The sequence below is a fragment of the Chloroflexota bacterium genome (assembly GCA_016219275.1).
Lineage (GTDB): Bacteria > Chloroflexota > Anaerolineae > UBA4142 > UBA4142 > JACRBM01.
The window spans coordinates 1-13,203 of sequence record JACRBM010000101.1 but is presented as its reverse complement, the minus strand read 5'-3'; the positions used below and the strand labels follow the sequence as shown (position 1 = coordinate 13,203).

Annotated in this window: 12 protein-coding genes and 1 riboswitch; of the genes, 9 read left to right on the top strand and 3 right to left on the bottom strand. The window is 55.0% G+C overall.

The window, feature by feature from the left end:
- The first annotated feature begins 37 nt into the window (after positions 1-37).
- From HY868_26245 to HY868_26225, 5 genes are all read left to right on the top strand, one after another.
- On the top strand, positions 38-868 hold the full coding sequence (locus tag HY868_26245) for an N-acyl homoserine lactonase family protein (protein MBI5305657.1): 831 nt from the start codon (positions 38-40) through the stop codon (positions 866-868).
- Positions 865-2,079, top strand: a complete 1,215-nt coding sequence (locus HY868_26240; protein ID MBI5305656.1) for a Tm-1-like ATP-binding domain-containing protein — start codon at positions 865-867, stop codon at positions 2,077-2,079. The genes HY868_26245 and HY868_26240 overlap by 4 nt, the downstream gene beginning before the upstream one ends.
- 4 nt (positions 2,080-2,083) lie before the next feature.
- Complete coding sequence (locus HY868_26235) at positions 2,084-3,382, top strand: ribulose 1,5-bisphosphate carboxylase (protein ID MBI5305655.1); 1,299 nt, start codon at positions 2,084-2,086, stop codon at positions 3,380-3,382.
- A 111-nt stretch (positions 3,383-3,493) separates the two neighbouring features.
- Positions 3,494-3,664: riboswitch (SAM riboswitch) on the top strand.
- Between the two features lie 153 nt (positions 3,665-3,817).
- Positions 3,818-5,077 (top strand): aminotransferase class I/II-fold pyridoxal phosphate-dependent enzyme, encoded by a 1,260-nt coding sequence (locus HY868_26230; protein ID MBI5305654.1) that lies wholly within the window; start codon positions 3,818-3,820, stop codon positions 5,075-5,077.
- A 105-nt stretch (positions 5,078-5,182) separates the two neighbouring features.
- Entirely contained in the window at positions 5,183-8,200 is a 3,018-nt protein-coding gene (locus HY868_26225; GenBank protein ID MBI5305653.1) for a DUF4981 domain-containing protein, read from the top strand.
- 432 nt (positions 8,201-8,632) lie between these two features.
- Here the strand turns inward: HY868_26225 and HY868_26220 are convergent, their stop codons facing one another.
- The gene (locus HY868_26220) at positions 8,633-9,556 is read right to left on the bottom strand and encodes a tyrosine-type recombinase/integrase (GenBank protein MBI5305652.1); all 924 of its coding nucleotides are present in this window, start codon (positions 9,554-9,556) and stop codon (positions 8,633-8,635) included.
- 423 nt (positions 9,557-9,979) lie between these two features.
- Here HY868_26220 and HY868_26215 point away from each other — a divergent pair, with 423 nt between their 5' ends.
- The gene (locus tag HY868_26215) at positions 9,980-10,234 is read left to right on the top strand and encodes a hypothetical protein (protein ID MBI5305651.1); all 255 of its coding nucleotides are present in this window, start codon (positions 9,980-9,982) and stop codon (positions 10,232-10,234) included.
- Positions 10,235-10,242: 8 nt separating this feature from the next.
- Here HY868_26215 and HY868_26210 read toward each other — a convergent pair whose 3' ends face one another.
- Positions 10,243-10,482 carry a helix-turn-helix transcriptional regulator gene (locus HY868_26210; GenBank protein MBI5305650.1) on the bottom strand — a complete coding sequence of 80 codons (240 nt, stop codon included), beginning with the start codon at positions 10,480-10,482 and terminating at the stop codon, positions 10,243-10,245.
- 611 nt (positions 10,483-11,093) lie between these two features.
- On the opposite strand from HY868_26210, the gene HY868_26205 reads away from it, so the two are divergent.
- The 3 genes from HY868_26205 (at position 11,094) to HY868_26195 (ending at position 12,774) form a co-directional block, all read left to right on the top strand.
- The gene (locus HY868_26205; GenBank protein MBI5305649.1) at positions 11,094-11,534 is read left to right on the top strand and encodes a reverse transcriptase-like protein; all 441 of its coding nucleotides are present in this window, start codon (positions 11,094-11,096) and stop codon (positions 11,532-11,534) included.
- On the top strand, positions 11,534-12,190 hold the full coding sequence (locus HY868_26200) for a helix-turn-helix domain-containing protein (protein MBI5305648.1): 657 nt from the start codon (positions 11,534-11,536) through the stop codon (positions 12,188-12,190). The genes HY868_26205 and HY868_26200 overlap by 1 nt, the downstream gene beginning before the upstream one ends.
- A 206-nt stretch (positions 12,191-12,396) precedes the next feature.
- On the top strand, positions 12,397-12,774 hold the full coding sequence (locus tag HY868_26195) for a hypothetical protein (GenBank protein MBI5305647.1): 378 nt from the start codon (positions 12,397-12,399) through the stop codon (positions 12,772-12,774).
- 3 nt (positions 12,775-12,777) lie between these two features.
- On the opposite strand, the gene HY868_26190 is transcribed toward HY868_26195, so the two are convergent.
- Positions 12,778-12,990: a hypothetical protein gene (locus HY868_26190; protein ID MBI5305646.1), complete on the bottom strand. Its 213-nt coding sequence runs from the start codon at positions 12,988-12,990 to the stop codon at positions 12,778-12,780.
- Between the last annotated feature and the right edge of the window lie 213 nt (positions 12,991-13,203).

The window sequence follows — 13,203 nt, the reverse complement described above, 5'->3', positions numbered from 1 at the left end:
GTTTTCAAAACCCGTAGGTCTCGCTAAAGGAGTCTCGATGTCCGTTGGAAAAACAAGAATTTATCCAATCAACACCGGCTGGGTCGTACTCGATCATGCGGTCTATTTGTTCAACAAAGGGACACCGGGGAAAAAAGTAGACATCCCCAACATTTGTTTTTACGTGGATACCGGCGAGCATAAACTGATGATTGACACCGGCTTGCCAGATGCTGAACGCGCGACCAAGTATCATCACGACTGCACCAAGCGCGGCTGTCCCGATAGCCCGGACGCGCTACAAGCGATGGGCGTTGACCCGAATGAAATCGAGATTTGTATTTTCACGCACCTGCATTGGGATCATTGCCACAACATGAAGAAATTTCGGAACGCACGTTACATCGCCTCGCAAACCGAGATTCAGTGGGCGTACAATCCGCTGCCGCCGTACTATCGTTCGTACGAAGCGCCGATCCTGGGTGTCGAACCGCCGTTCCTGGGTTGCCAGTTCGAGGTGGTCGAAGGCGAAATGGAAATCGTTCCCGGCGTCCGCGTATTTCCCACGCCAGGACACACGCCCGGTCACATCGCCGCGCAAGTCGAAACGAGCGCGGGCAGTTGCGTCGTCGTCGGCGATGCGATTTTCACGTACCGCAATTTCGAACCGAAAACCGAAGAGCATTGGCGATATTGGGTGCAAAATCGTTTGGTGAATCAGATTGACGGCTGGAAAAGTTACGAGGAAATTGATCGCCGCGCCGATTTTATTTTGCCGTTCCACGAAGAGCGCGTGCTCGAGCATTCGGTTTATCCCTATGAGGGAATGCCTCTGCGCGAAAAACGCAAACCGATTCCCGGCGCGCCGTTCTATTTTTCCGGAATATGAGCATCGTCATCATCGGCAGTCTGGATACGAAAGGAATCGAGGTCGCCTACATCCGCGACCTGATTCAACGCGCCGGGCAAACAACGATTGTGCTTGATTCTGGCACGCTGGGTTCCGCCGCGACGACCGCCGACTTTGATCGCTCCCAGGTCGCGCTGGCGGGCGGCGAAAGTTTGTCCGATCTGCTTGCCTCCGGCGACAAGGCGCGGTGTCAGAACGCGATGACCACTGGTCTTGTCAACATTGTTTCGCGTTTGTTCGCGCAAGGTCAAGCGGATGGCGTGATCGCGGTCGGCGGCGCGCAAGGTACCGCGATGGCGACCGCCGCGATGCGCGCGTTGCCCGTCGGCATTCCCAAGGTGATGGTCTCGACCGTTGCGTGCGGCAAAGCAACCTTTGGTCCGTACGTCGGCGCAAAAGATGTGACAATGATTCATTCGGTTGCCGACATCCTGGGATTGAATCCAGTCACGCGCAAGATACTCGCGCAAGCCGCCGCCGCGGTTGCCGCGATGAGTACGGTTCGCATCGCGGCGAGCGAAGCAAAAGAATTGGTCGCGATCACGCAAGCCGGCGTGACAACGCCGGGCGTGATGGCGATCAAAGACCGTTTGGAAGAACTGGGATTCGAGGTCATCGCGTTTCATTGCAACGGCATCGGCGGACAGGCGATGGAAGAACTGATTGCCGATGGCGTGATCAAGGGCGTCATTGATTTCTCGCCGCACGAGGTCACCGATTTGCTGTACGATGGCATGATGCCCGCGCTCCCAGGTCGCATGACGGTGGCGGGCAGAGTGGGCATTCCGCAAATCGTCGCGCCGGGTTGCGCGGATGTGCGCTTGCACGAATGGCGCGAGGATTGGTCTCCTGATTTGTGCGGGCGCGCGTTCGTGCGTCACTCGCCCACGCACACGCACTTTCGCACGACGGCGGCGGAAATGTCGGCGGTCGCGCATTTCATCGCGGAGCGACTCAATGCCGGCAAGGGTCCGCGTGCGGCGATCATTCCGCTGCGCGGATTCAGTATGCTCAATCGCGAAGGCGCGCCGTTGTACGACGCGGCGGCGAACGCGGGGTACATCGAGACGATGCGCGCGGAACTTGACCCGGAAATCAAGCGCGTTGAAATAGACGCGCACATCAACGATGCCGAATTCGCCGATGCAACGGTTCAGCTCTTTCTGGCTTTACGATCCGAAAAAGGATAAACACATGGCGCACGAAAATCAACGCGGTTTCTTTGCCGATCGCGCTAGTTTGAATCTGGAAGAATACATCCTCCTCGACTATTACTTTGAATGTGATGTAAACCCGGAGCAAGCGGCGGCGCATTTGTGTCAAGAGCAGTCAACGGCTCAGTGGAAACGCGTTGGCGTGGACGAGGATTTGCGCGAACGATTCGGTGCTAAAGTCATTGATCTCGTCGTTGGAGGTGTGTTGGATAAGCCGACCTATCCTTTCCTCGCGGTTGGAAACAAGCGAACGTATGCCTGTCAGGTCAAGATCGCGCATCCCCACAGAAACTTTGGTCCGAAAATTCCAAACCTCCTAACCGCCATCGGCGGCGAAGGAATTTTTTACTCACCTGGGATTTCTGCCATCAAGTTGTTGGATCTAGAATTTCCGGATGGTTACTTGCGGAATTTTCAAGGTCCGAAATTTGGAATTGATGGACTGCGCGAGATTCTTCAAGTCTACGATCGTCCGCTCCTGTTCGGCGTCATCAAGCCGAACCTGGGTCTCGCGCCAGAGCCCTTCGCCGATCTCGCTTACCAGGCATGGCTGGGTGGGCTGGACATCGCCAAGGATGATGAGCTGTTGGGCGATGTCGAATGGTCGCGGCTAGACGAACGCGCGGAGAAGTTAGGCAGGGCGCGCGTGGAGTGCGAAAAGATAACCGGGGAAAAGAAAATCTATCTCGCGAATATCACCGACGAGGTGGATCGGCTGATCGAATTGCACGATGTCGCCGTCGCGCGCGGCGCGAACGCGTTGATGGTCAATGGCATGACCACGGGCTTGAGTGCGGTGAGGATGCTGCGAAAACATACCCAGGTTCCCCTGGTCGCGCATTTCGATTTCATCGCGCCCTTTACTCGTATGCCATATTTCGGCGTTCATTCGCGCGTCATCACCAAACTGCAACGCTTGGTCGGGTTCGATTGCATCATCTTGCCCGGCTTTGGCGACCGCATGAAAACATCGGACGCGGAAGTGATGTGTGACATTCAGGCGTGTGTCGAACCAATGGGGCACATCAAAAAATCATTGCCCGTTCCGGCGGGAAGCCAGTGGGCTGGTTCGATCCCGCAGTTGTACGAAAAATTGAAGAGTGTAGATTTTGGAATCGTGCCAGGTCGCGCCGTCTTTGAACATTCGCTGGGACCGCAAGCCGGTGCGGCAAGTCTGCGACAATCCTGGGATGCGACCCATCGCGGTCTCACGCTTGAGGAGTACGCGCAAGACCATGCCGAACTGAGAGCGGCAATCGAGGATGTGCGCCGCAAATGACGCGCCACTCGCAAGAACGAGTAAAGCACCTACCCGCAACACCACAATACCTTTTGACATTTTCGTTTCGCTGTGTTATAAACTGCCGCAACAATCGAATCAAACAAGATACTCTTATCCAGAGAGGCGGAGGGATCGGCCCTATGAAGCCTCGGCAACCCGTCTGGATGTTGGAAATTGGAAATTAGAAGTCGGCAAGCCCGTGCATCCATCTTCTAACTTCTAACCTCCACCTTCCAAACAAGGTGCCAATTCCGGCAGAAAGTTTCTGGTAGATGAGAGGAAAAACAAGGATGTTCAACCTCTTCTTTCCGATGAAGAGGTTTTTGTTTATCGCCGACCTCCTTTGGATGCGAGTTTCTCCGAGGAGGTCTTGCGTTATCCACCAGGTGATTACCCGTTCGAAAATATATTTATCCACGAGGAGCAAATAAAATGAGTGACCATCTCCAGTCCGAAGAACACGCGAAACATTCGCGCGCGTTCCAACCGACCGCGCAAGGCGATTCCACGCGCGCAGTCCACGCGCACGAGGCGCGCGTCAAATCGCATCACGCGTTGGTGGATCCCATCTTCCAAACTTCGACGTACACGTTTGAAAACATGGCGGACGTGTGCGCGTTCCAAGAATCTCACGCGCACAGTCACGTCGCCGACCGTTTTGAATATGGACGCTACGGCAATCCGACCAGCGCGGCAGCGGAGGCGCGCCTTGCCGCGTTGGAACATGCCGAAGGCGCGATCCTGGTTGCCTCGGGGATGGCGGCGCTGACGGATACTTTTTTGAATTTGCTCTCACCGGGAAAACACATCATTATGACCGACGACAGCTATCGGCGCACGCGTCAATTCTGCGAAGAGTTCCTCACGCGCTACGACGTCGCGGTGACGGTCGTGCCGCTCGGCGATTACGATGCGCTGGAAGCCGCGATTCGACCAGAGACGCGCGTGCTGTTTTCGGAAACCCCGTCCAATCCATACTTGCGCGTTTTGGACGTCGAACGCTTCGCGGAAATCGGTCGCCGTCGTGGAGTGTTGACCGTGATTGACGCGACCTTTGCAACGCCGATCAATCTGCGCCCGCTCGATTGGGGCATTGATCTGATCACGCACTCGGCGACGAAATACCTGGGCGGTCACAACGATCTACTCGCCGGGTTTATCGCGGGACGAAACGAACTGATTGATCCGCTGCGCGACGCCATCGGCATCCTGGGCGGCATTTCCGATTCGAACACGGCATACCTGTTACTGCGCGGAATGAAAACGTTGAGCGTGCGCGTCCAGAAACAAAATCAAACCGCGCAACAGATCGCGGAATTTCTCGCGGCGCATCCCAACATCGAACACGTGTGGTATCCTGGATTGAAAACACATCCGGGGCACGCGATCGCGGCGCGGCAGATGAATGGATTCGGCGGCGTCGTTTCGTTTACTGTGCGCGGAGATTTGGACGCGACGTTTCGATTTATGGACGCGCTCCGGATTCCGTACATTTCGCCCTCGCTCGGCGGCGTCGAAAGTTTGGCGCTCCACGTGGCGAAGATGGCGTACTATGATGTTGCGCCGGCGGAACGATTGAAACTGGGAATTCCGGACAACCTGGTTCGGTTTGCTGTCGGAATTGAAGACGCCCAGGATTTGATCGCCGATTTGGATCAAGCGTTACGGTTTTCGCGTCTTGTGGTAGAATGAACCCGACCATCAGAACATCAACCAGCTGATCGAAGGACATTCAACATGAACAACTATTCTCCTGTTCTTCCTCTGTTGTATCTCGGCGGCGAAAAAACCTGGGAGATGCCGCAACTCTCCAGTCTCAACACGTTGCCGCCGCGCGCGACGTTGATTCCATTTCCCTCCGCGCGCGATGCACGGTCACTCGACCGCGACCAGTCGCCCTGGTTTGCGAACTTGAGCGGTGAGTGGCAATTCAAAATCAAAGCCAAGCCCGCTGAAGCAACCGACGATGCGTTGAATGCGAACGATTGGTCGCGCATCCAGGTTCCCGGCAATTGGACGATGCAAGGATTCGGCAAGCCGCATTACACGAATGTCGTCATGCCCTTTCCGCAAGAACCGCCGCACGTGCCGGAAGAAAATCCGACCGGGATTTATCGCCGCGAGTTTAGCGTGCCGGCAAGTTGGCAAGATCGTCGCATCGTTCTGCATTTCGGCGGATGCGAAGGTGTGCTGTACGTCTACGTCAATCGCCAGCCCATCGGCATCAGCAAAGACGCGCGCACGCCCGCCGAGTTCGATGTGACGAAGGCAGTGCGCGTTGGCGAAACGAACGAACTCGTCGCCGTTGTCGTGCAATGGTCGGACGCGAGCTTCATCGAAGACCAGGATCATTGGTGGCAAGCCGGGATTCAACGCGAGGTGTATCTGTACGCGACGAACGTGCCGCATCTCCAAGACGTTTTCGCGCGCGGCGATCTCGCGGAAGATTTGCACAATGGCATTTTGCGCGTCACGTGCAAGATCGGTTTTGCCGGCGAAACGCACAACGATTGCGTGGTCGAGGCGCAATTGTTCGACGTGGAATCGCGCGCGGTGTTCACGCAACCGTTGACGTGCGCGTACGACGGTTCGATGTTGCCGCGCTCCGAAGTGACATTCGAACAACCCGTGCGCGCGCCGAAACTCTGGTCGGCGGAAGCGCCGAATTTGTACACGCTCGTCGTCACGCTCAAGACACCGCGTGGCGAGGAAAGTACCGCGTGTCGCATCGGCTTTCGCAAAATTGAAATTCGCGACCGGCAATTGCTCATCAACGGCAAGCGCGTGATGATCAAGGGTGTGAATCGTCACGATCACGACGACACGACCGGCAAAGCAGTTAGCCGCGCGACGATGGAAGCCGACCTACGCTTGATGAAACAATTCAACGTGAACGCGGTTCGCACATCGCACTATCCCAACGATCCGTACTGGCTCGAGCTGTGTGACCGCTTTGGCATGTATGTGGTGGACGAAGCGAACATCGAAGCGCACGCGTTTTATCGCGAGACGTGTCGCGATCCGCGTTACACGAACGCGTACGTCACGCGCGTGCGCGCGATGGTCGAGCGCGACAAGAATCATCCGTGTGTGATCTTTTGGTCGCTTGGCAACGAGTCCGGCTACGGACCGAATCACGATACGGCAGCGGGCTGGGTGCGCGGCGCAGACCCATCACGTCCCTTGCATTACGAAGGCGCGATTTCGCGCTGGGCAGGTCGCACCTGGGAGGACGGGCATCGCGTCACCGATGTGGTGTGCCCGATGTATCCACCGATTCAGAAAATTGTCGCGTGGTCGAAGCAAAGCCAGGATTGGCGTCCGATGATTCTGTGCGAGTACTCGCACACGATGGGCAACAGCAACGGTTCGCTCGCCGATTACTGGGCGGCGTTTGAAAAATATCCTGGGTTGCAAGGCGGCTATCTGTGGGAGTGGATTGATCACGGCATCCAGCAAACCGATGCGAACGGCAAAACGTACTGGGCGTACGGCGGCGATTTCGGCGATACGCCGAACGACGCGAATTTTGTTGTGGATGGGATCGTGTGGCCCAATCGCACGCCGCACCCGGCGCTGTACGAATTCAAGCACCTCGCGCAACCGGTGCGCGTCGAATTGCTGGATTCGCGCGGGCGTATTCGCATCGTCAACAAACGCGATTTCACCTCGCTCGACGATTTGGTTGGCGAATGGGAATTGACCCTGGATGGTACGCGGGCGCAAGCCGGCAAACTGCCGCGCCTCGCCATCGCGCCGGGTGAGTCGCTGGATGTGACACTTGCTCTCAAGAGCAGTTCAGCGGGTGAGCGTTTTCTCAACCTGCGGTTTTATCAGCGCAAAGATACGTGGTGGGCGAACGCCGGGCACGAGGTCGCGTGGCAGCAACTCGCGTTGCCAGCGCGCGCCCACAAACTCGCGCGACTCGGTGATGCCAAAATAATCGCGGAAGAAGATGCTCACGCGATCATTTTGCGCGCGGGCAATGTACGCGCCGTGTTCGATAAAGTACCCGGCGCGCTGGTGGAGTTTGGCGCGGACACAAATTGGATCGTGCGCGGACCATCGCTCAACGTCTGGCGCGCGGCAACCGATAACGATGGCATCAAGTTGATCCTGGGACGCGAAGGCAGTAAAACACTCGTGCGCTGGCTTGACCTGGGATTAGATCGGGTCGAGCACTCGTTGGCGCGCATTCGATTGCTGCGTTCAAAAGGAATGCCAGTCGTCGAGATCATTCATCGCGCATCCGGGCGCGGCAAGTGGAACGATTTTACACACACACATCGCTACACCCTCGACGCATCGGGCGAGTTGCGCGTCGAAAATATCGTGCGTGTGGGCAATGGCATTCGCGATATTCCGCGCGCGGGTGTGAGCTTGGCGCTCGCTTCGAATTTAGAACACCTGGAATGGTTCGGGCGTGGACCGTGGGAAAATTATCCAGATCGCAAGACATCGGCAATCGTGGGGCGCTACGCGAGTACGGTAACAGAACAGTATGTGCCGTACATCATGCCGCAAGAGCATGGACACAAGACGGATGTGCGGTGGCTGACACTGGTTGATTCAAGTGGACACGGTTTGCGTGTCGAAGGCGACCCGACCATCGAATTTTCGGCGAGCCATTTCACCGCCGCCGATTTGTTCGCGGCAAGGCACACAATTGATCTCGCGCCGCGCGCTGAAGTGATGCTCAATCTGGATGGCGCGCATCGCGGACTCGGCACCGCGAGTTGTGGTCCCGATACGTTGGAGCAGTATCGTTTGCTCGAGTCGGTCTATCGCTTTGGCTATCGCCTCAAGGCAAAATAATTGTGATCCGCGAATCACGCGAATCTTCATGAATCAAAATAAGAATTTCCGTAGATTCGCGGTTTATCAACACTCGTCGGACTCTCTCGGCGGCGAGAAAGAATCCAGCTTTCTCCAAGAAACCTGGATTCGGGACAAGCGCAAGCTGTGCAAATGGGATTGCGCGATCGCGCGATGTGCAGATACATCGCGCGATTTTTCGTGCGCTCAAAACTGATTTACCGAACAGCGAGGAGGCGAGAAAATAAAAACCAGTCCGGTGAAGACTGGTTTGTGGGGCACAAACCCCTGATCTACAAAAAAAGCGGAAGACGAGATTTGAACTCGCGACCTTCTCCTTGGCAATAAGACAAACGTTCTAATGCTCAAGGAGAGACCCGGACTTCTCCTAGTCGTCGCGATTTGTGTCCCGCTTAAGCGCTAATTGTAAATTCACTTTACAATTAGCGCTTTTTTTATTGCATCCACCGGCGAGCCGTCACGATAGATGGCAATGAGGTCATTGAAATCATACTCCACATACAGATCGAGCGTCGTACTCGATTTGGAGTGTCCGAGAATTTGTTGCAGAGATTTCACATCACGCACTCGCTTGAGATAGAGCTTGGCAAATGTATGACGGAGGAGATGGGGATACAGGCGCTTCAGTCCGGCATGAATTTGCAACCGCTGAAAGAGCGATCGCACGCCAGGTGCCTTGAATGCCGAACCATCCGCATTCAGAAACACATTCTTGACGAGCGACGCGGGACGAACCGCCAACCATTTGCACAACGCGAGCGCGGATGATTCGCCGAGTGGCACATCGCGATCCTTGCGCCCTTTGCCTGTGACCCGGATGCGGTCTTCATCAAGATACACATTATCAATCGTGAGTCCGAGCACTTCACCGCGGCGAAGACCATTGTTCACCATCAACATCAAGAGCGCGAGATTGCGTTCAGGTGATTGGGTGTGCTCGACCTCATTCAGTAACGTGACGACCTGTTCTTCGGAGAGACGCGGCACAATGCGGTCCGGCAATTTGGGCTTGCGAATACGCACCATCGGATTTTGCGCGAGATATTCCTCGCACTCACAAAACCGAAAGAAGGTCTTGAACGTGCGATACATGCCCTCGATGCTGTAAGGCGATAATTTTGTGTCCGGGCGACGACCGTTTGGTCGCTCGTGCAAATCAGCAAAGTACGCGCGCAGATGCTCGGTAGTTATCTGCTCGATCAGTGTGATGGATCGTGGCTGCAAGAAGGCGGCAAGATTGCCGAGGTCGGCGGCGTAACGCTTGTGGGTGTTGCCGCTCAAATCGCGAGCCACGACATCCTGCAAAAACGATTGAATTGCGCGTTCAAGTTCCATAGGGTGCACCTCCGGTCTGTGAAGGGTAGGGTAGCACAATCAGAACCTACGTTCTATCCCTGAAACAGGGGATTTGTCCGTGATTCTCTGATCACGGGTTTCCGTGAGTGCCGGCATTTCACCGTGATAGCAATATCACGGATTTCCGGGAGAACCGTTGTTTGACCGTGATCTGCCTATGACGGGATTCCGTTACTGGTTGGTTACACCAATAAAAAAGCACGGCACTGCGATGCCGCGCTTTACGTACGCAGGGTATTTTTCCGTGATTTGCATATCACGGATTCCCGTTACTCCCCAATAACGGGCATAAAAAAGCGCGGCAAATAGATGCCGCGCACGAAACGTGGTGGAGGGCGGATCAGCCGTGGGAAGCAAGTCCGCCTTCCACCCACACTGTATCACAAATCAGGAAAGAACGCAATGAAACGCACCCACCGGCGTGCGGTCCACGATCTACAGAAGGTCTTCGAGTGGATCGTCGCCTACAAAACTCACCACGATGGCAACTCTCCCTCTCTCGTCGAGCTGATGCATGCCTGCGGCATTTCAAGCCGGAGTGTGGCGTTGTATCAACTCCATCGCTTACAGAACGCCGGCTATATCCGCCTGACGGCGAGCCGCAAGTCACGCAGCATCTGTGTCGTCGGCGGAGAATGGCGGTTGGCAACGCCATGAGGCGAAGGTCAATCGGTCAGGTCGCGGATAAGGCGCACGAGTTCGACGCGGGTGTGCACGTCGAGCTTGGCGTAGATGTGCTTGAGGTGAGATTCGACTGTGTGGACAGAGATGTGCAGTTCCTGTGCGATGTCGGCATTGCGCATCCCTTGAACGACGAGGCGCGCGACCTCGGTTTCGCGAGAGGTGAGCGAATCCCACAACCAAGTACGGTGGATGGGGGTGGGTGAATGTCCAATGACGTTCATCGCAGACGATTTGGTCGTGGTGCGGTAGCGATGACGCCAGAGCCATACGGCAAGCAGAACGGAAACAACAGCAATCGCGATCAACGCAAGAAATTGTAAATCAGTCACGCGATAATTGTATCAGAACGTCCGTTCTAAGTCAAAATGCGATCAGTTCGAGTAATGGGTTGATTCATCGGCGCGAGTGCATTTTGGCAGGTTGAGCACAAGCAGGACCGATGTCGCTTGTCGTCGAGTCTGAACATAGCGCGATCGCCACGAACGCAAAAGGATGCGGAACGGCACAAGCAACTTGGCACGACCTTGCAAGTCCAGGCACAAAAGCGATTCGGACGAATCCGCCACTTGCAAGCACGTCCACACAGGCAACTCTTGAGAGACCCGCCAGACACCGGTAAATAATCCTGGGTGTGAATCGCGGAACATCTGACCCGGCGATGCACCAAAACGCACCCAGGCATAAATAACGGAGGGATCAGCGACAGCTCCGTATCGGATACCTCATACGCGGCAAAGCCCTCTGGTGACAGGGGGCTTCCCAGGCGTTTCGTTTCCTTTACTAAGCAACGCTATGCGAATGACGTGATTCAAAAATTTAAGGAGGTGTGACAATGCAGTACAAGATTTGGACGGACGGGGCGTGCTCCGGCAATCCTGGGCTTGGGGCGTGGGCATCTATCGTTGTGGATGACCAGGGCGGGGATGTGCGCCTCGGTCAAGCGGAAGACCACACGACTAACAATCTGATGGAACTGCGTGCGGTGGAACGCGCCCTCGAGTTCGTGGACATGGAGGCGCAGATCGTCCTTTACACCGACAGCAACCTGGTTGTGCAGTGGATGCTTGGGACGTACGCACGGAAGAATCTACCGTGTGCCGCAATCTCCAATCACATTGACCAACTGATTGCGACGAAAGGGTTGCAGGTGGAATGGGTGCACGTTCCCGGACATGGTGGGGATGAACGCAACGAACAAGCGGATCGGTTTGCCAAGTCGTTGATCCGACTACGCAAGCGCGAAATCGCGCAAGAGTCGATGCTGAGGAAATGATGAACACACCCCGCCCTATCGAAAAACGCAGTCGAACGATGCCCCAAAAGAGGGTTCTCGGAAAGTCAAAAAAGGCGAAAACCCCTAGTGCGGAAAGTAGTGCTTGTCGTTTGAGAGGCACGAAAAAACGCCGTGAGGCATCCGAGTCCAAGAAACCCCAAATCGTCGCTCTCAGCCGTTTGCCGTCCGGCAAGGAAATCAAGCAGTTGCGCCAACATCTCGGACTATCCGCAACCGAGTTTGGAAAAAAGTTTGATGTGTCACGCTCGACGATTAAACACTATGAGGGCGGGAGTCGCAAACCCAATCCCAGGTTTGCCAAAGCATTTTGGGCATTCCGCGATATGACGCCCAGGACGAGCGTGCGCTTAATAACCCAGGTTGATCTACCGCCGCTGGTCTATGTGGAAACACCGCCGATGCAATGCAGAGGACACGGGAATTACTTTTTTTGGGCAGACCGTCGGCGAGTTTACTGCAAGCACAACAAGGGCGAGTGCCGTAAGTTGTGGTTGCGGAAAGTGAGGGAAGAAAATGCCAGTGCTCGATTGTCTCATTACGCTCGCCGCCGGGCGCGTCGTCATCCTGGGAATCGGCGTGTGGAAAAAACTAAGCGACGTACGAAATCCAAGGAGGTGGGAGGAGTGAAGAAGTGACAGACCTTGGCGATTGACCTCAACCGATTGTGGGTCATCCCCTTTCGCGTGAACGAAGAAATGAAGTGCGGCTATTGTGGACGACCCCAAGGCATCAACGTCAAGATGTTCGAGATTTGGCGCGGCAAAACGTTTTTGAAAAACCTATGTCCGAACTGCAACGAGAGGCGCAAGCGCGGACAAATTCAACTCGAAGGAGAATCGAAATGACCATGCGAATGTTTAATCTGAAATGGTTTGCGGTCGTTTTCCTGCTTGTGGCATTGGCGGTCGTGATGTCGAACGGTTTGCCAGAGGAAGAATCGAAACCGTTTGAGGGTGATATTTGGTATCATCCCGAAGTGCTCGATGAGGCAGGAATGCCTATCAACGATTGCGGACGTAATTACGCGTTCAAATTGGAGTTTGTTTTGCCGAACGGTGATCCTTGCCAGACTATCATCGGGGTTGCCAGTGAGAAATACGTCAAACGCGTTACCAAGACGTTTGAGAACGAATCTAACATCTGGGCAGACTCGATTGACCTGGCACTCGACTACATTGAAAAAGTCGTGTGGAAGTTCGGGGGATATGCTCCGAAGTAAAAACTAGGACAGGACGAAGTATACTCGCCGAATTTGCGCCAGCAGTTCGGCGAGTTCTTTTATCGTCGCCGATTGATTCAACTTGCCTACAATGGGCTTGGCGTTCGGACGGAAGAAATAGACTCGACGCCATAAATCATTACGACCGACTTGCAGTTGGGGATAGACTTGAATTCTAACGCCGCGTGAAAACAGGAAAATGAAATCATCGAGCATTTTCTTTTCCCATTCTTGCGGTTGCGGTTTACGTTCGTACTCAGGTTCTATTTGTGTGTGTGTGTTCATACTTTGATTATAGCACATTTATTCTATCTTCAACAAGCGTCACAAAATCATTTTCTTTTTTGTGTGTGCGGGGGGAAGTCTCCCCCCGGCGCGGGCAAAGACCGCGCACCCCTATCTAGAAATGGCACGGTGATTTGTAGCCGC